This is a genomic window from Alistipes timonensis JC136, from assembly GCF_900107675.1.
Classification (GTDB): Bacteria; Bacteroidota; Bacteroidia; order Bacteroidales; family Rikenellaceae; genus Alistipes; species Alistipes timonensis.
On record NZ_FNRI01000004.1, the window covers coordinates 130208 to 153360 of the forward strand.

Annotated in this window: 21 protein-coding genes; 18 read left to right on the forward strand and 3 right to left on the reverse strand. The window is 62.5% G+C overall.

Going from position 1 to position 23153, the window contains the following annotated elements; genetic code table 11:
- Position 1: 1 nt before the first annotated feature.
- Genes trmD through BLU78_RS06615 form a run of 3 tightly spaced genes read right to left on the reverse strand, consistent with a single transcriptional unit; the run spans position 2 to position 2068 of the window.
- On the reverse strand, positions 2–679 hold the full coding sequence (gene trmD, locus BLU78_RS06605) for a tRNA (guanosine(37)-N1)-methyltransferase TrmD (RefSeq protein ID WP_010262155.1): 678 nt from the start codon (positions 677–679) through the stop codon (positions 2–4).
- The gene (locus tag BLU78_RS06610) at positions 669–1400 is read right to left on the reverse strand and encodes an FkbM family methyltransferase (RefSeq protein WP_010262156.1); all 732 of its coding nucleotides are present in this window, start codon (positions 1398–1400) and stop codon (positions 669–671) included. The genes trmD and BLU78_RS06610 overlap by 11 nt, the downstream gene beginning before the upstream one ends.
- Positions 1400–2068 carry an MBL fold metallo-hydrolase gene (locus BLU78_RS06615; protein ID WP_010262157.1) on the reverse strand — a complete coding sequence of 223 codons (669 nt, stop codon included), beginning with the start codon at positions 2066–2068 and terminating at the stop codon, positions 1400–1402. The genes BLU78_RS06610 and BLU78_RS06615 overlap by 1 nt, the downstream gene beginning before the upstream one ends.
- 92 nt (positions 2069–2160) lie before the next feature.
- On the opposite strand from BLU78_RS06615, the gene BLU78_RS06620 reads away from it, so the two are divergent.
- The 18 genes from BLU78_RS06620 to ftsA all read left to right on the forward strand — a co-directional run bounded on the left by BLU78_RS06620 (position 2161) and on the right by ftsA (position 23152).
- Entirely contained in the window at positions 2161–3003 is an 843-nt protein-coding gene (locus BLU78_RS06620; RefSeq protein WP_010262158.1) for an alpha/beta hydrolase, read from the forward strand.
- Between the two features lie 10 nt (positions 3004–3013).
- Positions 3014–4147: a hypothetical protein gene (locus BLU78_RS06625; protein ID WP_010262160.1), complete on the forward strand. Its 1134-nt coding sequence runs from the start codon at positions 3014–3016 to the stop codon at positions 4145–4147.
- 42 nt (positions 4148–4189) lie between these two features.
- On the forward strand, positions 4190–5599 hold the full coding sequence (rlmD, locus tag BLU78_RS06630) for a 23S rRNA (uracil(1939)-C(5))-methyltransferase RlmD (protein WP_020691941.1): 1410 nt from the start codon (positions 4190–4192) through the stop codon (positions 5597–5599).
- Positions 5600–5667: 68 nt separating this feature from the next.
- Positions 5668–6360 (forward strand): SIMPL domain-containing protein, encoded by a 693-nt coding sequence (locus BLU78_RS06635; protein ID WP_010262163.1) that lies wholly within the window; start codon positions 5668–5670, stop codon positions 6358–6360.
- A 391-nt stretch (positions 6361–6751) separates the two neighbouring features.
- Positions 6752–7207 (forward strand): cytidine deaminase, encoded by a 456-nt coding sequence (locus BLU78_RS06640; protein WP_010262165.1) that lies wholly within the window; start codon positions 6752–6754, stop codon positions 7205–7207.
- Positions 7208–7215: 8 nt separating this feature from the next.
- Positions 7216–7902 carry an RluA family pseudouridine synthase gene (locus BLU78_RS06645; RefSeq protein WP_010262167.1) on the forward strand — a complete coding sequence of 229 codons (687 nt, stop codon included), beginning with the start codon at positions 7216–7218 and terminating at the stop codon, positions 7900–7902.
- Positions 7903–7914: 12 nt separating this feature from the next.
- Positions 7915–8367, forward strand: a complete 453-nt coding sequence (gene dtd, locus BLU78_RS06650) for a D-aminoacyl-tRNA deacylase (protein ID WP_010262169.1) — start codon at positions 7915–7917, stop codon at positions 8365–8367.
- A gap of 11 nt (positions 8368–8378) precedes the next feature.
- On the forward strand, positions 8379–9839 hold the full coding sequence (locus BLU78_RS06655; RefSeq protein WP_231290820.1) for a DNA/RNA non-specific endonuclease: 1461 nt from the start codon (positions 8379–8381) through the stop codon (positions 9837–9839).
- Entirely contained in the window at positions 9836–10798 is a 963-nt protein-coding gene (gene mnmL, locus BLU78_RS06660; protein ID WP_010262172.1) for a tRNA modification radical SAM protein MnmL/YtqA, read from the forward strand. Before BLU78_RS06655 ends, mnmL begins: the two co-directional genes overlap by 4 nt.
- 15 nt (positions 10799–10813) lie before the next feature.
- Positions 10814–11707, forward strand: coding sequence for a YitT family protein (locus BLU78_RS06665; RefSeq protein ID WP_010262176.1), 894 nt, complete (start codon positions 10814–10816; stop codon positions 11705–11707).
- Positions 11707–13965 carry a replication restart helicase PriA gene (gene priA, locus BLU78_RS06670; protein WP_010262177.1) on the forward strand — a complete coding sequence of 753 codons (2259 nt, stop codon included), beginning with the start codon at positions 11707–11709 and terminating at the stop codon, positions 13963–13965. Before BLU78_RS06665 ends, priA begins: the two co-directional genes overlap by 1 nt.
- Positions 13949–14671: a ComF family protein gene (locus BLU78_RS06675; protein ID WP_010262180.1), complete on the forward strand. Its 723-nt coding sequence runs from the start codon at positions 13949–13951 to the stop codon at positions 14669–14671. Before priA ends, BLU78_RS06675 begins: the two co-directional genes overlap by 17 nt.
- Positions 14672–14837: 166 nt before the next feature.
- Positions 14838–16394 carry a replicative DNA helicase gene (gene dnaB / locus BLU78_RS06680; protein ID WP_010262183.1) on the forward strand — a complete coding sequence of 519 codons (1557 nt, stop codon included), beginning with the start codon at positions 14838–14840 and terminating at the stop codon, positions 16392–16394.
- A 2-nt stretch (positions 16395–16396) separates the two neighbouring features.
- Positions 16397–17932, forward strand: coding sequence for a YifB family Mg chelatase-like AAA ATPase (locus BLU78_RS06685; RefSeq protein ID WP_010262186.1), 1536 nt, complete (start codon positions 16397–16399; stop codon positions 17930–17932).
- 148 nt (positions 17933–18080) lie between these two features.
- Positions 18081–19181: an undecaprenyldiphospho-muramoylpentapeptide beta-N-acetylglucosaminyltransferase gene (gene murG, locus BLU78_RS06690; protein WP_010262189.1), complete on the forward strand. Its 1101-nt coding sequence runs from the start codon at positions 18081–18083 to the stop codon at positions 19179–19181.
- A complete protein-coding gene (murC, locus tag BLU78_RS06695; protein ID WP_010262191.1) occupies positions 19181–20563 on the forward strand; it encodes a UDP-N-acetylmuramate--L-alanine ligase in 1383 nt (460 codons plus the stop codon). Before murG ends, murC begins: the two co-directional genes overlap by 1 nt.
- Before the next feature lie 3 nt (positions 20564–20566).
- Positions 20567–21667, forward strand: a complete 1101-nt coding sequence (locus tag BLU78_RS06700) for a cell division protein FtsQ/DivIB (protein WP_010262194.1) — start codon at positions 20567–20569, stop codon at positions 21665–21667.
- Positions 21668–21679: 12 nt separating this feature from the next.
- On the forward strand, positions 21680–23152 hold the full coding sequence (ftsA, locus tag BLU78_RS06705; protein WP_010262197.1) for a cell division protein FtsA: 1473 nt from the start codon (positions 21680–21682) through the stop codon (positions 23150–23152).
- Position 23153 lies beyond the last annotated feature (1 nt).

The following is a 23153-nucleotide window of genomic DNA, read 5'->3' on the forward strand; positions in this document are numbered from 1 at the left end:
TTTATTCGTTTAAAAGGTCGGGGCGCAGGCGCTTCGTGCGTTCGTAGGCCTGTTCGTCCTGCCATTTTGCGATTTCGGCGAAATTCCCCGACAACAGCACGTCGGGAACCCGCCAGCCCCGGAACTCCGCGGGCCGCGTGTAGACCGGGGGCGCCAGCAGGTTGTCCTGGAACGAGTCCGTGAGGGCCGACGCCTCGTCGCCGATGGCCCCGGGGATGATCCTCACGACCGAGTCGGCGATGATGCAGGCTGCCAGCTCGCCGCCCGTCAGCACGTAGTCGCCGATCGAGATTTCGCGCGTGACGAGGTGCTCGCGGATGCGGTGGTCGATGCCCTTGTAATGGCCGCAGAGGATGATGATGTTTTCGAGCGTCGACAGCCGGTTGGCCTCGTGCTGGTCGTACCGCGCGCCGTCCGGCGAGGTGTATATGATTTCATCGTATCGCCGCTCGCTCTGGAGCTTCTCGACCAGTTCGAACACCGGTTCGCATTTCATGACCATACCCGCCTCGCCGCCGAACGGATAGTCGTCGGTGGTCTTGCGGCGGTCGTGGGCGTAGTCGTGCAGGTTGTGTACGACGATCTCCACCAGACCCTTCTCCTGCGCCCGCTTCAGGATGGATTCGTGAAGCGGCGAGGTCAGCAGTTCGGGGACGACCGTCAGGATATCAATGCGCATATCTGAAAATAATGTCTTTTGTGGAATTTTCCGTCAGGGGCGCCTCCTGCCCGTGTTCGAGCGTGTAGCCCCGGTATCCTAACTCCGTGAAGAGCGCGACGATCTGCGGACGGTTCGCACCGCCCGTCTCGATCAGCACCGCGGGGCGAAACTTCTCGAGCAGCGGACGCATCTCGTTCATCACCACTGCCTCATAGCCTTCGATGTCGCATTTCACGAAATCGAGGCGTTCCAGTTTGCCGAACAGCTCGCTGCCGCGGCGCATCTGGGCCGTGAACTCCACGGCGGCCTTTTCGCCGCCGTCGTTGACGAAATTCTGTCCCGTGCCGAAATAACCCGTCTCGCGCGCCGAATCGTTGGCCATCGTGATCGGTTTGTTTTCGGTCCCGAGGGCATAGGGTATTATCTCGGTGTTCCCGCAGCGGCGGAGGTTGCGGCTCAGCACCTTGCGGATCGGGGCCACGGGCTCCACGGCATAGACTTTTCCCGCGGGACCCGCCAGCCGCGAGATCGTGCGGGCGTAGTAGCCGAGGTTGGCGCCGATGTCGATGGCGGTGTCGCCCGGGCGCACCAGCTGCGGCAGGTGGTAGACATACTCCGTGGCCGGGGCATAACGTCCGATGCCGAGCCGCTGCCAAAGAAAGAACAGCCTGCTCACGGCCCGCAGATAGCCTTCGAGCGGCAGGGTCCGGTAGAGAACTTTATGGATCAGGGCCTTCATCACTCCTTGTAGTTCACCTCTTCGTTCAGCACTTCGACGATGAAAGGGTTGTAGAGCATTTCGTGGCCGATCGTCGATTCGGGGCCGTGGCCGGGGTAAACGTGGACCTCTTCGCCCAGCGGGACCAGGGAGTCGAGGATCGAGCGCATGATCCACGAGTAGTCGCCGCCCGGCAGGTCGGTGCGGCCGATCGACTCGCGGAAGAGCGTGTCGCCCGTGAAGAGCGATTTCGACACGGGTTCGTACAGCGCCACATGGCCCGGGGTGTGGCCCGGGGTGCGGATCACGCGCAGCGCGGTCTCCCCGAAGCGGACTTCGGAGAGCGTGTCGAGGTCGATCTCCGCCGCGGGCATCTGTCCGATCTTCACCCCGAACACCGAGCCGCTCGTCGCGGCGTTGTCCAGCAGGAATTGGTCTTTCGACGAGAGGGCGAAGGGGATGCCGTAGCGCTGTTTGAGGTGCTCGACGCCCAGCGTATGGTCGAAATGGCCGTGGGTGTTGACCGCCATGACGGGCTTCAGGCCGTGTTCGGCGATGAAGTTGTCCAGCGCGGCGTCCTCACGGGGGTTGCTGTTTCCGGCGTCGATAATGACGCACTCTTTCGTATCGTCCCAGACGATGTAGGTGTTTTCCTGTATCGGGTTGAATTGCAGGCAGGCTATTTTCATAATTTACGGCTGTTTTGGTGCGGTCTGTTTCGCAAAGATAGTGCTTTTTGCGGGATTTTACCTACCTTTATGACCCAAAACCTCGATCTCTTATGAAACGATTTCTGCTGTTTCTTTTTGCGCTGACCCTGCTCTGCCCGGGAGTCACGGCCCGGACGGATGCTTACCGGACGGAGAAAAATATCGCCTACCGCGATGCCGCGGGCGACAGCTATGCCGATTCGCTCTGCCGGCTCGACATTTATTACCCGGCGGATGCGAAGGGCTTCCCGACCGTCGTGTGGTTTCACGGCGGCGGCCTGACGGGAGGGCGTCGTGAAATCCCGAAGGCTTTGTGCGAAAAGGGGTTCGCCGTCGTGGGCGTGGATTACCGCCTCGTCCCGCGCGTGAAGGTCGCCGACTGTGTGGAGGATGCCGCGGCGGCGGCCGCGTGGGTGGTGAAGAACATCGCTTCCTACGGCGGGGACCCGAAGCTGGTCTTCATCGCCGGGCATTCGGCGGGCGGCTACCTGACCTCGATGATCGGCATGGATAAACGCTGGATGGCGCCCTACGGCATCGACCCCGACACGGCGTTTGCGGCGCTGATCCCTTACAGCGGGCAGGTCGTGACCCACTTTGCGCGCCGCCGCGAACTGGGCATTCCCGATACGCAGGTGGTCGTGGACGATATGGCGCCGCTGAACCACGTGCGCCCCGACTGTCCGCCCGTCCTGATCCTCTCGGGCGACCGCGAGCGGGAGATGCTGGGCCGTTACGAGGAAAATGCCTATTTCTGGCGCATGATGCAGGTGGTGGGGCATCCCGACGTGCAGATCTGCGAATTCGACGGATTCAACCACGGCAATATGCCCCAGGCGGGTCATTACGTTGCGGTGCGCTACATCCGTGACTTTGTGAAAAACTGGAAGGATAATTGCGTGCCGGAGCGATAAACGGAATCGTATGAACGGATGGATGAAACTGGCCGCTGCGCTTTTCGCCGCGGTGTCGCTGACGGGATGTTCGCTGCTGAAAGTGGCCGTGGCCACGGGCGACCCCTTGTCGAAAGAGGAGATGAACGTGCGGACCATGACGCGCGGTTTTTACTACGACATGGCGGGCGAGGTGGCCCGGGCGGCCGATTCGATCGCATCGCTGTCGCCGGACGTGAATACGCGGGTGGCCGCCGTGCGGTGGAAAATCCGCGCCACGCGCGCCGGGGTGAACGCCGCAATGCAGGGTATTCCCGACGTGGCGCTGGCCGACATGTGGATTCTGTGCCGCCGCATGAACGACGCCTTTTCCGCGGCGCCCGATTCGCTGCTGTTCGGTCCCCAGAGCGGTATCGCCCGCGACGCCGTGCGGCGGCTCGACCGCCGGGCCGGACGGCTGGCCCGGCAACTGCTCCCGGCGGACCGTTACGACCTGATGGCCTCTTTCGTTGACGACTATATCCGTAAGAATCCCGCTTCGGAGGGCGACGAGACCGACAATACGACCCTCGCGTGGCTCGAATACCTCGGGGACAACGGTGTGGAGCACGCCTATGCCACGGGGTCGATCGCCGAGGTGCTGGCCGATGTCAACGACCGCCTGAGCGGCCAGACCCAGCAGATGTCGAACAGCATCGGGTGGTCGAAGGACATTTTCGAGATGCGTCTCGAACAGGACAGCCTGCGCCTGCAGGTCGGGGCGCAGCTGGACTCGCTCGAACGCAGTTTCAACCGCATCGTCGTCGTCGCCGAACACCTGCCCGAGATCACGGACAAGATGCTGGAGGAGCTGAACCGGCAGGTTGCGCAGTTGATGGGGACGATGAACGCCTCGGTCGACAACGCTTTTGCCGATTTCGACCGTCAGCGCGACGAGTTGCAGCAATATGTCTCCCGCGAACGCGAAGCCCTTGTCGGGCAGCTGCGGCAGACGGGCGACGATCTGGTGCGGACGGTGCTCGACGCCCTGCCGGGGCTCGTCGGAGAGATTCTGCTCTATCTGGTGCTGGCGCTTGCGGTGCTCATCGGCGGACCTTTCGCGCTGGGATTCTGGCTCGGAGGGGTGCGCCAGCGGGCGAAGGGGCGCAAAGCGGAAAACCGGTGATTTTTTATACCTTTGCAACCCGAACTCGAACTTATGGCAAGAATGGCAAGGAAAAAAGCGAATTATCCCCTTATCGAGGGGCTCGAAATAACGACGCTCGCGGCCGAGGGCAAGGCCATGGGGCGTTGGAACGATGTGGTGGTCTTCGTCCCGATGACCGTGCCGGGCGACGTGGTCGACGTGCAGATACGTTCCAAACGCCGCCGCTTCATGGAGGGCTTCGTGGTCAACTATGTCAAAAAATCGCCGCTGCGCTCGGAGCCGTTCTGCGAACATTTCGGCGTCTGCGGCGGCTGCAAGTGGCAAAACCTGCCTTACGACGAGCAGCTGCGCTTCAAGACCGAACAGGTCCGCGACCAGCTGACGCGCATCGGCAAGGTCGAACTGCCCGAAATCGCCCCCTGTTTCGGCTCCGCGCAGACGCGGTTCTACCGCAACAAACTCGAATTCACCTTCGCCGACCGCCGCTGGCTGACACGCGAGGAGATCGAGACCGCAGGCGACATCGGCGACGCCCCGGCCGTGGGATTCCATATCCCCTCGATGTTCGACAAGGTGCTGGACATCCGCAAGTGCTGGCTGCAGCCCGACCCGTCGAACGGCATCCGCACCGAGGCCCGGCGTTTCTGCATCGAGAACGGCTACACGTTCCACAACGCCCGTTCGCACGAGGGGCTGATGCGCAACATGATCGTCCGCACGGCCTCGACGGGCGAGGTGATGGTGATCGTGGTCTTCAACAGCGACGACCGGCCCCGGATCACGGCTCTTCTGGACCATCTGGCGGAGGCGTTTCCCGAAATCACGTCGCTGTTCTATATAGTCAACACCAAATTCAACGACTCGGTCGGCGACCTCGATCCGGTCTGCTACCGCGGCAAGGACCATATCATCGAGGAGATGGAGGGGTTGCGCTTCAAAGTGGGACCCAAGTCCTTCTACCAGACCAACTCCGCGCAGGCTTACGAACTCTATAAGGTGGCCCGCGACTTCGCGGACCTCAAACCCGGCGACGTGCTCTACGACCTCTACACCGGCACGGGCACCATCGCCAACTTCTGCGCCGCGCGCTGCGGCCGGGTGGTGGGCATCGAGTATGTTCCCGAAGCCATTGCCGACGCGAAGATCAACTCCGAACTGAACGGCATCGGCAACACGCGGTTCTACGCCGGCGACATGAAGGCCGTACTGGATGATGATTTTGTCGCCGCGAACGGCCGTCCCGACGTCGTCATCCTCGACCCGCCGCGTGCGGGCGTCGACGAGCCGGTGATCGGCGTCATCCTGCGCGCCGCGCCCCGGCGAATCGTCTACGTGAGCTGCAATCCCGCCACGCAGGCCCGCGACCTGGCGCTGCTCGACGCCGACTACCGCGTCGAAGCCGTGCAGCCCGTCGACATGTTTCCCCACACGCACCACGTGGAGAACGTCGTGAAACTTGTGCGGCGATGACCCTCCCCATGCAGTATTTTCGGTTTCCGGCGTTTTATTTGCAAAGGACAACCTTAAAAAAGAAAATTATGAAACGATTCATTTTAGCAGCGGCGGTCGTGCTTCTGGCCCTCCCCGCAGCAGCCCAGGTTCAGGAGGCATTCCCCAGCTACATCCAGGTCAACGGACGTGCCGAGAAGGAGATCACGCCCGACGAGTTCTACCTCCAGATCGTCATCAACGAGCGCGATTCGAAAGGCAAGATCTCGGTAGAGAGCCAGCAGCGCGACATGATCGCGGCCCTGAAACGGCTGGGCGTCAATGTCGAAAAACAGCTCAAAGTGGCCAACCTGTCGAGCGAGTTCTTTAAGAAGAACACCTCGGTAGCCACGGCCAAGTATCAGTTGCAGCTGGGTTCGTCGGCCGAAGTGGGCAAGGTGTGGCAGGCGTTGGACGGACTGGGCATTTCGAACGTCTCGATCCTGAAGGTGTCGCACACGCAGCTCGAGCAGTATAAGGCCCAGGTGCGCATCGAAGCGATGCGGGACGCCAAGCAGAACGCCGCAACGCTGGCCGAAGCCATCGGACAGAACATCGGCAAGTGTTTTTATATATACGACTCGAACAGCGACATGATGCCGCGTTTCTACAACAACGCGGTGGTCATGCGCAGCATGAAGGCGTCGGCCGACATGGCCGAGGGCGCCGTTGCGGACGAACCGCTCGACTTTAAGACGATCAAACTGGAATACAGCGTGCAGGCTAAATTCGTCCTGGAGTAGTTTTCGGTTTCAGACGGCTGTTTCCGCACATTCCTCACGCGGGGCGAACAGGACGTACTCCGGTACTGCCCGTCCGCCCCGTGTTTCACGATGCACGAAATTTGCCTGCCTGAAATCAAAACCCGTCATGGCCCGGTGATGCGGACCGCGACGGAAAAAACGGTTAATAAACCGAAACGGATTCGGAGAAAACCGCAAAGTTTCATTATCTTTGACTTTGCCGAAGATACTTTCGCTCGGCAAAATGCAGGTAAACTTGCTTTTGCCCTCGCTTATTCGTACTTTGGCTTTGCCGAAGATACTCCGCCTCGGAAAAAATGCAAGCGAGCTTGCTTTTTTCTCTCGGCTTATTCGTATCTTTGTAATTCACCCCTGTAAAAAAGGAGGAGTTATGAAAAAGCAGTTTTGTTTCGACTATGAACACTATGCGGCCCTCGCGGAGCTTCCCGAAGCCGACCGCAAACTGGTCGCCGAAGCCGAGCGGGCCACCGCCAATGCGCATGCGCCCTACTCGAAGTTTCACGTAGGGGCCGCCGCGCGGCTGCGCAGCGGGAAGATCCTCTACGGCAGCAATTTCGAAAGCGAAGTCTATCCCGCGGGCCTCTGCGCCGAGCGGACGCTGTTGTTTTACGCCCAGGCCAACTACGCCGACGACCCGATCGAGACGCTGGCCATTGCGTCGAACCCTTCGGACCGTGAATGTTATCCCTGCGGCCAGTGCCGGCAGGTGATGGTCGATGTCGAACGCCGCCAGGGCTCCCCGATGCGGGTCATCATGAGCGGCCACGGCACGGCGACGGTGCTCGATTCGGCTTCGCGGCTGCTGCCTTTCACCTTTATTCTGTAATACCTGCGATGTTCACTCCCGACGATATTCTCTACGAGGACAATCACCTGCTGATCGTCAACAAGCGCTGCGGCGACCTGGTGCAGCCCGATCCTTCGGGCGAAAGCGCTTTGGAAGACCAGATCAAAGCCTTCATCAAAGGGCGCGATGCGAAACCCGGCGAGGTGTTCCTCGGCGTGGTGCACCGCATCGACCGTCCCGTGAGCGGGGCCGTTATTTTCGCCAAAACATCGAAAGCCCTCGCAAGGCTCAACGAAATGATCCGCGAGGGCCGCATCCATAAGGTCTATTGGGCGCTGACCGAGGCCACGCCCGATCCCGAGAGCGGCGCGCTGTGCCACTATATCCTGCGCGACGGCAAGACCAACCGTTCGCGGGCTTACGACGCCCCGAAGGGCGACGCCAAGCAGGCGCGCCTGCGCTATGCGACGCTCGGAGCGGGTACGAACTACACGCTCGTGGAGGTCGAACTGCTGACGGGACGTCATCACCAGATCCGGGCCCAGCTCTCGAAGATCGGGTGTCCGATCCGTGGCGACCTGAAATACGGCGCCCGGCGCTCCCTGCCCGGAGGCGGCATTTCGCTCCATTCGCGCCGTGTCGAGTTCGAGCATCCCGTGCGCCGCGAGCCCCTCTCGGTCACGGCCCCCGTGCCTGCGGGCGACAACCTGTGGTCTTATTTCGAAAACCTGTAACCCGTTTGTAGTATGCGATTGCTGATCCAGCGTGTGAAACACGCATCCGTCGCCATTGACGGAGAAGTCCGCTCCCGGATCGGCGCCGGAGTGCTGGCGCTGGTCGGCGTCGGGAACGACGACGGTGCGGAGGATGTCGAATACCTGGCGGGAAAACTGGTCCGGCTGCGCATCTTCGACGACGAGGCCGGAGTGATGAACCTCGACGTGGTGCAGACCGGCGGCGAAGTGCTGGTCGTGAGCCAGTTCACGCTTCAGGCCTCTACACGCAAGGGCAACCGCCCGAGCTATATCCATGCGGCTCCCGAAGCCGTCTCACGGCCCCTCTACGAGCAGTTTGCGGCCCGTGTCGCGGAGCTGCTGGGGCGGGAGGTCGCCACGGGCCAATTCGGGGCCGACATGCAGGTCGAGCTGGTCAACGACGGCCCGGTGACGATCTGGATGGATTCGAAACACAAAGAATAAACGCGATGCTGATGAAAAAGATTTTTGCGCTTCTGATTGCGGCCCTTTCCGTGGCCTTTGTCGCCTGCGGGGATGAAAAGACGGATAACGGGAACGACTGGTTCCTGACGCCCGAATACTCGGTTGACGGCACGACGGTCGAGCTGACCTGCCTGACGCGCTTCGGCGACGGGGTGCTGGAGGGGCTCGGCGCGGGATTCTCCTGCGCGGCGCTGACCGGCGAGTCGCTCGGCGGATTCGTCGATTATCCGGATGTCACGATCGACGGCAACCGCCTGTCGGCCCGGGTGAGCGGTCTGCAGCCCGAGACGACCTACATTTTCTACGCCTATGCCGACCTTCCGACCGGGCGCACCCGGAGTGCTTCGGCTGCGTTCGTGACCGGCAAAAGCTCGGGCAACCCGACGTTCGGAACTCCTTCGGCAACTGATGTGACGACGACGATGGCTACGCTGAAATGCGGAATCACGTTCGACAGGGATGCGACCGACTATGCCGTTTATTTCCGCTATAAAACCGCCTCGGCGGACGATTATACCGTGGTAACGACTACTGCCGGTTCGGGCGAGAAGAGCGTGACGCTGACCGGACTGACGCCCGGCGTGGATTATGAGTTCCAGCTGTGTGTCGGTTGGGTTGGTGCGACCTACGCCAGCGCTACCGGACGCTTTACGACGCTCCAGCTCGTAACTCCCGGGAAGACGCGTTATGCCGGCTGGGCCGAGCTGCCGGCCGAAGCGGACCATAAAGACGGCTATTACTATGCCTACCATATGCGCGCCGACCTGAAGACCATGCGCAATTATTCGGTCTGCTACAGCGCCGATAAGCGCACGGGCATGTGGTCGGCATTCCCGCTGCACGAGTGCTACCGGGGAGATCAGGACCGGACGAAAAAGTGGTACTATGATCCGGCCGTTCCCCAGGCGGTCCAGCCCGACCTGATCGACGGATCGTATCAACCGCAGCCGGGCTATTCGAAAGGTCACCTGATTGCTTCGAACGACCGGACGATAAGCTACGAAGCGAATTCACAGACATTCTATGTGACCAATGTGGCTCCGCAGTGGCAGAACAGTTTCAACGGTGGGGTCTGGTCGTTGCTCGAGGAGGATTGCTGGAAGAATATCTGCGCCGACACGCTGTATATAGTGTCGGGCGTCTATTTCGCCAATGACGATACGACCGTCACGGACCAGAGCGACGATACGTGCATCGTGCCGACGAATTTCTACCGCGTGCTGATGCGTTCGAAGGCCGGCAATACGGGAAAACCTCTCTGGGAGCTCTCCGCCGACCAGATTAAGTGCGTGGGTTTCTGGTTCGAGAACCGTGCTTATTCGGGCGGCAAGCCTTCGTCGGGCATGATGTCGGTCGCCGACATCGAGCAGAAGGTGGGCTTCGAGTTCTTCCCGAACGTTCCGCTGGCCCCGAAGGATACCTATAACAAGTCTGACTGGACATTTCGATGACCTATCCGTGGGGTGATGAGCGGCGGTTCAACTCCTATGCGGGGTATTTCCGCCGGATGTTCGGCGGCCGGGTCCAGAAACTCTCGGTCGATGCGGGTTTTACCTGTCCCAACCGCGACGGAACCATTGGAAAAGGAGGGTGTACGTTCTGTGACAACGGGGCGTTTACACCCTCTTACTGCACCCCTGCGAAAAGCGTCCGGCAGCAGATCGACGAGGGCATCGAGTTTCACCGAAACCGTTACCGCACGGCACGCCGATACCTGGTCTATTTCCAGTCGTTTTCCAACACCTATGCCCCGCTGGAGCGTCTGAAAGAGCTGTACGGCGAGGCGCTGGCGCATCCCGAAGTGGCGGGCATCGTCGTCGGCACGCGCCCCGACTGCGTGGACGAGGAGAAACTCGACTGGTTTGCCGAACTGGCCCGCGACCGCTATGTGGCCCTCGAATACGGCATCGAATCGACTTACGACGCCTCGCTGCGGGCCGTCAACCGCGGTCACGATTTCGCCTGCGCCCGCCGGGCTGTGGAGATGACCGCCGAGCGGGGGCTGCCCGTCGGGGCGCACTTTATCCTGGGGCTTCCGGGCGAGACGGACGAGATGCTGCTGGCCCAGACGGAGCGGATCAACGCCCTGCCGCTCACGACCGTGAAGTTCCACCAACTGCAGGTTTTCCGCTCGACGCCGATGGCCGCCGAGTACGACGCCGACCCCGGGCGTTTCCGCTTCTGGGAGCCCGGCGAGTACATCGACCTGTTCATCGAGATACTCCGCCGCCTGCGTCCGGACCTGGTCGTCGAACGCTTCGCTTCGGAGGCTCCGCCGCGCTACCATTACGGCCGTAACTGGGGGCTGATACGCAACGAGCAGCTGCTCGCCCGGCTCGAGAAAAGATTGGAGGAACGCAATGCATATCAAGGCGAATTTTTTACTATCTTCGCCGAAAATAATTCTTAATAAAAATCCGTCGCTATGAAATCCATTTCTCCGGATATCGTGCTGAAGCCCGTCAAGGAGTATATCCTGATGGCTGTCGGCATGTTGATGTATTCTTTCGGCTGGATTGGCTGTATCCTTCCGGCGGGCGGTGTCGGCGGCGGTGCGGCAGGTCTGTCGCTCGTGCTGTGCAACGCCCTTTCGACGGTGGGGATCAACCTGCAGATCGGTACGATGGTCTTCATCATCAATGCCGCCCTGCTGCTCGTCGCCGGGTTTATCGTGGGGTGGAATTTCGGTGTCAAAACCATCTATTGCGTGGTGGTCATCTCCCTGGGCATGAACTTCTGGCAGGAGGTGCTTCCCGAGGGCAATTTCCTCGGGGTCGACAACCTGCTGGCGATCGTCATGGGCGGCATCCTGGCCGGCGCGGGCATCGCGCTCTGCTTCTCGCAGGGCGGTTCGACGGGCGGCACGGACATCGTGGCCATGATTATCAACAAGTACCGCACGGTCAGCTACGGCAAGATACTCATCTACTCCGACTTCGTCATCATCGCTTCGGCCCTGCTGGTGGGCATGGGCATCAGCGCCGTGATCTACGGCTACGTGATGACGGCTGTCGTGGGCTATACGGTCGATATGATCATGGCCGGGAGCCAGCAGTCGAGCCAGGTCTTCATCGTCACGCACGACTACGAGAAGATGGCCCAGGCGATCGTCGACAATGTTCACCGCGGGGTCACGCTCATCGACTCGCAGGGATGGTATTCGAAGAAGGGGTCCAAGATCGTCATGGTGGTCTGCCGCAAGCGCGAGACCTCGATGATCCTCAAATTCGTCAAAACCATCGACCCCGAAGCCTTCATGACCGTCGGCTCGGTCATGGGCGTCTACGGCAAGGGATTCCAGGCAATCGGCAAGGGCTGATGCTCCGTTATGCCGACATAGTCCTTCCGTTGGCGCAGCCGGCCTATACGTTCGCCGTGCCCGAGGGGGCGGCGGTCGCGGCCGGGCAGGCCGTGGCGGTGCAGTTCGGCCCCCGCAAATTCTATACGGGCATCGTGTGGCGGGTCCACGACCGGAAGCCCGATTTCAAACGGATCAAATCCATCCACCGCGTTCTTTACGACGCACCCCTGCTCTCGGCGCAGCAAATGTCGCTCTGGGAGTGGGTCGCCTCGTACTACATGTGTTCGGTGGGCGAGGTGATGCGCGTGGCGCTGCCGTCGCTGATGAAGCCTTCGGGCGACACGGAGGAGGAGTTTTCCGATGACGAGTTCCGGCCCCGGACGGAGTGTTATGTTGCATTGTCCCGGGAACTTCACGATGAAACGGCGTTCCACGAGGCGTGCGAGAAGCTCGAGCGGCGCGCTCCGAAACAGTACGAAGCGCTGCTGGAGCTGGCTGCGGCCGGCGACGAGACGCGCATCTCGACGGGCGAGGTGGCCCGCCGTCTGCTCCGGGCCGATTACGCCGTGCTGCACGCTTTGGAACGTAAGAAATTGATCGTCTGCACCGAGCGCGAACGCACCGTCGAGCGCGGCGGCTCGGCATTCCGGCTGCCGGAGCTCACCGCCCACCAGCAGGCGGCGCTCGATGCGCTGCGCGGGGAATTTGCCGCCGGGAAAACCACGGCCCTGTTGCAGGGAATCACCGGCTCGGGCAAAACCGAAATCTACATCCACCTGATCGCCGAGGTGCTGGCACGCGGCGGCGACGTGTTGCTGCTGGTTCCCGAGATCGCCCTCACGGCCCAGCTCATCGCGCGCATGGAGCGCATCTTCGGCAGCCGTGTCACACCCTACCATTCGAAGCTCACCAACCGCCGCCGCACGGAGACCTACCTGCGGCTGAACCGCTCCGAGGGGGGCGAGTTCGTCGTCGGGGTCCGCTCGTCGATCTTCCTGCCGCTGAAACGGCTGCAGCTCATCATTGTCGACGAGGAGCACGACGCCAGCTACAAGCAGACCGAGCCTGCGCCGCGCTACAACGCCCGCGACTGCGCCGTGGTGATGGCCCGCCTCGTGGGGGGCCGCACGCTGCTGGGCAGCGCCACGCCGTCGCTCGAAACGTGGCTCAACGCCGCGTCGGGCAAGTATGGTAGGGCGGAACTCTCGGAGCGTTACGGCGATGCCCGGCCGCCCGAGATCCTCGTTTCCGACACCCTGCGGGCCGCCAAGCGCGGCGAGCGCAAGGCCCATTTCAACAAACTCCTGCTGGACAAGATCGGCGAGGCCCTCGACCGGGGCGAGCAGGTGATGCTGTTCCAGAACCGCCGCGGCTTCTCGCCCTATGTCGAGTGCACCGAGTGCGGCTGGACAGCCCGCTGTCCCCATTGCAACGTCACGCTGACCTACCACAAGAGCGGGCGGAAACTCGTCTGCCACTATTGCGGCTACACGGCTGAGGTCCCGGCGAAATGCCCTTCGTGCAAGGTTACGGACGTGATTCCGATGGGCTTCGGCACCGAGAAAGTCGAAGAAGAAATTGCCAAAATCTTCCCCGAAGCGCGTATCGCGCGGTTGGACCGCGACAGCGTGACCTCCGAAAAGGCTTTCAACGCCATCATCGCCGACTTCGAAGCCCGCAAAACCGATATTCTGGTCGGCACGCAGATGATTACCAAGGGATTCGATTTCGGGGGCGTCTCGCTGGTGGGCATCCTCAATGCCGACAACCTGGTGAACAACCCCGATTTCCGGGCCGCCGAACGGGCCTTCCAGCTGATGATGCAGGTGGCGGGACGTGCCGGCCGCCGCGCCGAAGGGGGCGAGGTGGTGATTCAGACCTCCGAGCCGGGGCATCCCGTCATCCGGCAGGTCGTGGCGGGCGATTTCGGGGCGATGGCCCGCGCCCAGCTCGCCGAACGCGAAGCCTTCTTCTATCCGCCCTATGCGCGGCTCACGTCGCTCACGCTGCGCCACCGCGATCCCGTGGTGCTGCGTCAGGGGATCATGGAGCTGGCCGCACGCCTGCGGGTCCGCTTCGGACGCCGTGTGCTGGGGCCCATGACTCCGCCCGTCGACCGCATCCGCGGCGAATACCTCGCGGGGCTGCTCCTGAAGATCGAGAGCGGCGCCTCGTCGGCCCGGGCCCGCGAACTGCTTGCCGCAGAGCTGAAAACTTTCTCCGAAAACCCGGCTTTCAAAGCCGTCACCGTCGTCGTCAATGTCGATCCTCAGTGATTTCGTGCACGATATCGCGTCGCTGTTGTTCCCGGCCCGCTGTGCGGTCTGCGGCGAGCCGCTTGCGCGCGGTGAACGGACGGTCTGCACGTTCTGCCGCGCCACGGCGCCCCTGACCGGCTACTGGGACGAAGCCGACAACCCTGTCGCCCGCAAATGCTGGGGGCTGGTGCCCGTCGAGCGGGCCTCGGGGTTCCTCTTCTTCGTCCATGCGAGCGGCTGGCGGCGGCTGATTCACGGCTTCAAATACCGCGGGGCGTGGCGCACGGCCCGGGAGATGGGCGCGTGGTACGGGCGGCACCTGAAACAGAGCGGGCTTTACGACGATGTCGAGGTCGTGGTTCCGATGCCCCTGCATCCTTTCCGGCGGTGCCGGAGGGGTTACAACCAGTCGGAATACCTCGCCGAGGGAATCGCCTCGCAACTGGGCGTCGGGGTCGACCGCCGCAGTGTCCGCCGCAGGCGCAATACGCCCAGCCAGGCCCTCAAATCACGCCGCGACCGGGCCCGCAATGTCGAGGGAGCCTTTGCGGTCCGCCGTCCCGAGCGGCTCGCCGGGCGGCATGTGCTGCTGGTCGACGACGTGATGACCACGGGCAACACGCTCCTCGCCTGCGCCGCCGAAATTCTCCGCGCCGCACCCGGCTGCCGCGTCAGCATCGCCGCCTTCGCCGTCTCGCGTCACGAAATGGGCGTGAAGGAGTAATTAAAAATGAAAAATTCTTTTTCAACAGGCCGTTTTCGGATGCAGCGGGAGTTGTTTGCGGATGAACCGTGTTATTAACACGGTTTTCGACAATAACTTTGCCGCGGCCGTTTTGTTTTCTCCGGCCGAATCGCTACTTTTGAAGTCTGAAAGATTCCGATACCAAATGGCGAAAGATTTTACCCCCTCCTCCCGCAACCGGGAGGCATTCGAAGCGATGACCGACACCGTCGGCAACGTACCCCCGCAGGCGATCGAACTGGAGGAGGCTGTGCTCGGTGCGCTGATGCTCGAGAAAGACAGCATCATCTCCGTACAGGAGTACGTGACCCCCGAGGCGTTCTATACCGAGGAACACCGCCTGATCTACAAGGCGATCAACGAACTGTCGATGGAGCTCAAACCCATCGACCTCTATACCGTGACCGAGCGGCTGAAGGTCAAAAAGGAGCTTAAGAAAGTGGGCGGGGCCTCGTACCTCGCGCAGTTGACCCAGAAGGTCGGTTCGGCGGCCAACGTCGAGTTCCACGCCAAGATCATCGCCCAGAAATATGTCCAGCGCGAGCTGATCCGTTCGGCCACGGAAATCCAGAAACGTTCGTACGACGAGTCGACCGATGTCACGGAGCTGATCGGCTATGCCGAGGGCGAGATTTTCAAAGTCGCCGAGGGGCACGTCAAGCGTTCGGTGCAGTCGTCGAAGGACATCCTGGCCCGTGCGCTGATGCAGATCGAGGAGGCGTCGAAGAACACCAGCGCTTTCAGCGGCGTGCCGTCGGGCTTCATGGCCCTGGACCGCGTGACGCTGGGCTGGCAGTTGTCCGACCTCATCATCGTCGCCGCGCGCCCCTCGATGGGTAAGACGGCCTTCGTGCTCTCGATGGCCCGCAACATGGCCGTCGACCATGAGCAGGGCGTGGCCTTCTTCTCGCTCGAAATGTCCTCCGTGCAGCTGATGATGCGTCTGATCATCGCCGAGACGGGACTTTCGGGCAATGATGTCAAATCGGGCCGCCTGACGCCCGAGCAGTGGCGCCACCTCGAGTCGGCGACCAAGCCGCTGGGTTCGGCGCCGTTGTTCATCGACGACACCCCGGCCCTTTCGGTCTTCGAGTTCCGCTCGAAAGCCCGCCGTCTGAAGATACACAGCGATATCAAGATCATCATTATCGACTACCTCCAGCTGATGACCGGCAACCAGGATACGAAGGGCAACCGCGAGCAGGAGGTGGCCTTCATTTCGCGTACCCTGAAAGCGATCGCCAAGGAGCTGAACGTGCCGGTGATCGCCCTTTCGCAGCTGAGCCGTGCCACGGAGATGCGCGGCGGCTCGAAGCGTCCCCAGCTCTCGGACCTCCGCGAGTCGGGCGCCATCGAGCAGGACGCCGACATCGTGGCCTTCATCCACCGTCCGGAATACTACGGACTGACGACGACCGAGGATGGTATGCCCACGGCGGGTATGGCCGAGATCATCCTTGCCAAGCACCGTAACGGCGCCGTGTGCGACGTGCCGCTGCGCTTCATCAAGGAGCAGGCGCGGTTCGCCGATATGGACGACGTGATGCTGCCGCCCGCGCAGGCTTCGGACAGCCAGCAGGCCTACGACGACTATGCCAGCGGGTCGAACGGCCAGCCGGCGGTGTCGGGACTGGGGGCCGCGATGGGCGGCGAGTTCGACGTGAACCGCTCGGTGAACCTCAACGACGAAGCGCCCTTCTGACCATGTTCGTTCGCACTTATGCAGGCGCACTTGTCGGGATCGACGCCGTGGCGGTGACCGTCGAGGTCAACATCACGGGCGGCGGTCTGGGGCTGTACCTCGTGGGACTGCCGGACAACGCCGTGAAGGAGAGCGAACAGCGTATCCGTGCGGCGTTCGAGAACTCCGGGGAGCGGATGTCGGGCAGGAAAGTGGTTGTCAACCTGGCTCCCGCCGATCTCCGCAAGGAGGGCTCGGGCTTCGACCTGCCGATCGCCGTGGGGATTCTCGCAGCGATGGGCCGCATCGACGCCGAGGCGGTCGCCGACACGATGTTCGTCGGCGAACTGTCGCTCGACGGATCGGTCAAACCCGTGCGGGGCGTGCTGCCTCTGGCGGTCCGGGCGCGTTCGGAAGGACTGCGGCGGCTGGTGCTGCCGGCCGGGAACGCTGCCGAGGCGGCGGTCGTGGAGGGGATCGATGTGATCGGTGTCACGACGCTCCGGGAGGTTGTCGCCTGCCTGAACGGCGAGGCGGAGATTGTTCCGGCAAAGCCGGCCGACGGCGAACCGTTCGATGCGGAGACGTTGCGGTATGCCGAGGATTTCGCCGACGTGAAGGGTCAGGCGCATGTGAAACGGGCGTTGGAGATCGCTGCGGCGGGCGGCCACAACGTCATCATGATCGGTTCTCCGGGCTCGGGCAAGACGATGCTCGCGCGGCGTCTGCCGACCATCCTGCCGCCGCTGACGCGCGGGGAGGCGTTGGAGACGACCAAAATACACTCCGTGGCGGGCGGCATGACGGGCGGACTGATGACCCGGCGGCCGTTCCGGGCTCCGCACCACCTCGCCTCGCAGGTCGCCGTGATCGGCGGCGGGCAGTCGCCCCGTCCGGGCGAGGTGTCGCTGGCCCACAACGGGGTGCTGTTCCTCGATGAACTGCCCGAATTCGGGCGCAGCGTGCTCGAAGTGCTGCGGCAGCCGTTGGAAGAGAAGCGGGTGGTGGTTTCGCGGGCCAAATACAGCGTCGAATATCCGGCCAACTTCACGCTCGTGGCGGCGATGAACCCGTGTCCGTGCGGCTACTACAACCATCCGACGAAGGAGTGCACCTGCTCGCCGGGATCGGTGCACCGTTATATGAGCCGCATTTCGGGTCCGCTGATGGACCGTATCGACCTGCATGTCGAGGTGACACCCGTGGCTCCGCAGGAGCTTTCGGCGACGGCTCCGGGCGAGCCGAGCGCGGTGATCCGGGAACGGGTCGTCCGGGCGCGGGAGGTGCAGGCGGCGCGTTTCCGGGATGCGGCGGGCGTGTATGCCAACTCGATGATGAACAGCGCGATGCTGCGCGAATACTGCCGCCTCGACACGGCTTCGGCGGCCCTGCTGGAGCGGGCCATGGAGCGGCTGTCGCTCTCGGCGCGGGCTTACGACCGCATCCTGAAGGTGGCGCGCACGATCGCCGACCTGGCGGGACGCGCCGGCATCGTTCAGGCGGACATCGCCGAGGCGATCAACTACCGGTCGCTGGACCGGGGCAACTGGGGCAGGTAGCGGTTTTGTGGTGTTATTCCGGTCGCATGCGATAAGCCCCTCCCGAGGGAGGGGTTTGGGGTGGGGTCAGGCTTGTAAACACGGCCAAAGGCCGTGAATAAGAACCGTGAATAGCAATGGAACGATAGAATAAAATAAATATACGATTATGAAACGCATCATTCTTTCCGGCGGCGGCACGGGCGGCCATATCTACCCGGCCGTGGCGGTCGCCGAGGCCCTGAAGCGGCGCTTCGGAGACGAGGTGGAGATCCTCTTTGTCGGCGCCGAGGGCAAGATGGAGATGGAAAAAGTTCCCGCGCTGGGTTACCGCATCGCGGGACTGCCGATTGCGGGATTGCAGCGGCGGCTGGACTGGCACAACCTCGCCGTGCCGTTCAAAGCGGTGAAGAGCATCCGGATGGCGAAGCGGATCATCCGCGAATTCGGGGCCGATGCGGTCGTCGGCTTCGGCGGTTATGCCAGCGCCCCGGTGCTGTGGGCCGCGCAGCGGATGGGCGTGCCGACGGTGATTCAGGAGCAGAACTCCTATGCGGGGGTGACGAACAAAATCCTGTCGAAAGGTGCGAAACGCATCTGCACGGCCTACGAGGGGATGGAGCGCTTCTTCCCGGCGGGCAAGATCACGCTGACGGGCAACCCCCTGCGGGGCCGCTTCTCGAAGGAGGGCGCCGACCGCGCCGAGGCGCTGAAATATTACGGCCTCACGCCCGACCTGCCGGTGATTCTGGTGGTCGGCGGGTCGCTCGGCACGCGGTCGCTGAACGAGATGATGAAGGCGTGGATCGTCGAAACGGGCGGCGAAGCCCCCGTGCAGGTGATCTGGCAGACGGGCAAGTACTACGAGCGCGAGATGCAGGCCTTCCTGGCCGCACATCCGGCCCGGCACGTCTGGCAGGGGGCTTTCATCGACCGCATGGACTATGCCTATGCCGCGGCCGATCTGGTCGTGTCGCGCAGCGGCGCCGGGACGGTCTCGGAGCTGTGTCTCGTGGCGAAACCGGTGCTGTTCGTGCCTTCGCCCAACGTGGCCGAGGACCATCAGACCAAGAACGCCCGGGCGCTGGAGACAAAGGGCGCCGCGGTCGTGGTCGCCGACGCCGAGAGCCGCACGAAAGCGATGCCGCGGGCCCTGGAGCTGCTGGCCGACCGGGAGGCGCTGGCGGCGATGAGCCGCAGCCTCGAAGCGCTGGCCAGGCCGAACGCTGCGGAAGATATTGTGAATGAGATTGTAAAGGTAATGAAGTGATGGAATACAGGAACGTCTATTTTCTGGGTATCGGCGGTATCGGCATGAGCGCCCTGGCCCGTTATTTTCTGCACGAAGGCCGCCGAGTCGCCGGGTATGACCGCACGCGCTCGCGCCTCACCGAAGAACTCGAGGCCGAAGGCGCTGCGGTCCACTATGAGGACGATGTGCGGCTGATTCCCGGGGAGTTCCTCGACCCGAGGGAGACGATGGTGGTCTACACCCCCGCCGTGCCGCAGGACCACAGCGAATACCGCTATTTTACGGAGCATGGTTTCCGGATCGAGAAGCGGTCGCAAATGCTGGGACACTTGGCCGAAGGCAAATATGTGATGGCCGTGGCGGGCACGCACGGCAAGACCACCACCTCGACGATGGTGGCGTGGCTCAACCGCGTTCTGACGGGCGGCGGTTCGGCATTCCTGGGCGGCATCTCGAAGAATTTCGGGGGCAATCTGGTGTTGGGCGGCGGCGGGAGGCTGGCCGTCGAGGCCGACGAGTTCGACCGCTCGTTCCTGCGCCTGTATCCCGACGTGGCGGTGGTGACCTCGGCCGATGCCGATCACCTCGACATCTACGGCACCCACGAGGCGGTGAAGGAGGCCTTTTCGCAGTTCGTGCGGCAGATTCGTCCCGACGGATTCCTCATCGTCAAACAAGGGGTCGATATCGTGATCGACAACCCGGAGATCACCGTTTACCGCTATGCTTACGACACGCCGTGCGACTTCTACGCCCGCAATGTGCAGTTGCTCGAGGGCGGCCATTACCGCTACGACATCGTAACGCCCGGCGGCGTGATAGCGGGGTGTACGCTCGGCATTCCGGGATGGATCAACATTGAGAATTCGGTGGCGGCGGTGGCATCGGTGTGGTGCGCCGCGCAGGCCGAGGGGACGGAGCCGGACGCGGACAAACTGCGCGAAGCGCTGGCGTCGTTCTCGGGCGTCAAACGGCGTTTCGAGTTCTATGTGAACACTCCGAAACAGGTCTATATGGACGACTATGCCCACCATCCGCGCGAACTGGCGGCGACGCTGACCTCCGTGCGCGGGATGTTCCCCGGGCGGCGGATCACGGCGCTTTTCCAGCCCCACCTCTACACCCGCACCCGCGATTTGTATGCGGAGTTCGCCGAGGCGCTGTCGCATGCCGACGAGGTGGTGCTGCTGCCGATTTACCCGGCGCGGGAGGAACCGATTCCGGGCATTGCGTCGGAGATCATCGCCGACCGGGTGGCGGTCCCCTGCCGGATCGTGGAACGCGAACGGCTGGCCGACGCGGTCGCCGCAATGGATACGGACGTGGTCATCAGTTTCGGGGCCGGCAATATCGACGCCTGCTGCGAAGCCATTGCCGAAAAGCTCCGCGTGAAAAGTTAGACGATGAACCGCTACCTCCGATACACGCTTCTGGGCCTCATGTGGGCCGCCGTTGCCGCCTATGTTATCTGGGCGGGAGCTTCGGCACGGCGTGTGCGTACGGGGAAAAAGGTGGCGGGCGTGGAGATCGAGGTCGTGGACAGCTCCTCGCAGGGACATCTGGTCTCGGCGGCGATGGTCCGCGGATGGATTTCCCACAGCGGGATCAAAACGCTCGGCGAGGCTGTCGATGCGGTGGACCTCGCGGGCGTCGAACGCCTGATCGCCCGCAACGGTTTTGTGGACGAGGTGGTCGCCTATGTCTCCTACGACGGGGTCATGCACGTCGCTATCAGCCAGCGCAAGCCCCTTCTGCGGATGCTGACCGACGGCATGAATGCCTATGTGACGCCCGAAGGGTATGTTTTCGCCGCCCCGCGCGCCTCGTCGCTCTACGTTCCGGTCGTTACCGGTTCGTACCGCCCGCCTTTTCCGGCATCGTATGTGGGGAGTGTCCGGGAGCATATCGACCAGCGGTTGCAGGAGATCGAAAACCGGATCGCCGAACTCGAACGGGAGAAGTATCCCCTCTACCGCCGCGAGCTGGAGAACGACCGCAACACCTCGGCCCTGCGCCGCATGCGCATCAAACGGCAGTGGTGGCGGCTGGAGAGCTCCAAGGAGTTCGATGCGCGGGTCGATGCGCTGCGCGAAAAGAAGGCCAAACTGCGCCGGACCTACCGCTACCGGGCGCGTGTGATCCGCGAGGAGATCGAGCGGATCGCCGGGCGGCAGGAGGCCGAGCGGGCGAAGCAAAAAAAGTTGGAGAAAAGCTACGAAGATTTCATGAAACTCCTTACCTTTGTGGAAAGTGTCGAGAACGACGATTTCTGGAGGTCGGAAGTGGTGCAGATCGCAGCGCGCACGACCCCCAGCGGAGCATTGGAAGTGGAACTGACGCCCCGCAGCGGTCGTTTTACGATTCTCTTCGGCCGGTTGGAGGAGGTTGAACGCAAGTTCGGGAAACTGCAGCGGTTCTACCGTCATGGACTTTCGTCGATCGGCTGGAACGAATACCGCACAATAGACATCAGATATAACGACCAGGTGGTCTGCAAGAAGTAAAAGGAGTATACCGTGGAAAGAAAGAATTATACCGTTGCCGTCGATCTGGGCAGCTCGTCGGTCGTGGTGGCCGTCGGCGAGAAGACGCCCGAAGGCGCCGTTGACGTCGCTTGCGTCGTCTCGAAACCCGTCGAGGGGGTCAATGCGGGCCGGATCGAGAACATCGAGCTGGTGAGCCGCGCCATCCGCGAAGCCGTGTCGGAAGCCGAGGAGCAACTCGGAATCCGCATTACGGAGGCTTATGCCGGTATTTCGGGCGATTTCGTGCGCTGTGCGCGCCACACCGACCATGTCTTCGTTTACGACCCCCAGAACGGCGTCAACCAGAAGGATGTCGATGCGCTGTTCGACCGCATGCGCAACGTGCAGGCTCCCGACGACGAGACCATTATGGAGCGCGTGCCCCAGAACTATCTGGTCGACGACAGCCAGGAGGTTCGCAACCCCGTGGGGTCGTTCGGCAAGAAACTTTCGTCGACGTTCAACTTCATCCTCTGCCTCAAAACCCCGATGCAGCGTCTCGATATGGCGCTGAAACGCTTGGGAATCAAAATGCTGGGCGTCGTGTCCGACGCGCTGGCGGTGCCCGAATCGGTACTGCTGCCCGATGAAAAAGAGGAGGGCGTGGCCGTGGTCGACATCGGCGGCGGCGTTACCGACGTGACGGTCTATTACCGCAACGTGGTGCGCTACATCGCCTCGATTCCGATCGGCGCCTCGGCCATCAACCGCGACATCCGCACGATGAGCGTTCCCGAGAAGCACGTCGAAAGCCTCAAACAGAAATACGGTTCGGCGGTTGCCGAACTGGCTCCCGAAGACAAGCTGATCCGCGTCAACGGCCGCACGGCCCGCGAGGCGAAGGACATCCTGCTGCGTAATCTGGCGACGGTGGTCGAGGCCCGCGCCACGGACATCGCCGAGTTCGTGCAGCAGGAGATCAAAGACTCGGGTTTTGCCGGGAAACTGGCCTACGGCATCGTGCTGACGGGCGGTTCGGCGAAATTGAAGGACCTCGACGAATTGTTCCGCCGGGTGACGGGCATGGATGTGCGCGTCGCCGTTCCCGAGGCGGGCATCACCGAGGAGTCGAAGGAAAAGGTCGCCGATCCGGCCTATTCGACGGCTGTGGGCATCCTGCTGAAAGGTGCCGAGCAGGGCGGATGCGCTTTTGTAGAGCGTCCCTCGACTCCGGCGTCGACCGCAGTGCCGGGAGCCGCGCCGCGGACGGGTTTCATCCCTCCGCAGCAGCAACCGGGGCCGAAGTTTACCTCGGTGCCGCCCCGTTACCCGCAGGCCGCGCCGGCGGAGGAGCCCGCACCGGCTGAGACCCGGCCCGAGATTCCCGGACAGGACGAAGAAGCGGACCGGGAGGACCCGGTGGTGGTCGAACCCAAGCGCAAGCGTGGTTTCGGGTCGATTGTCATGAGTGCGATCGACAAGATCAACAAGGGTTTCTCGGCTGCCGAAGACGAAGAGATATAGG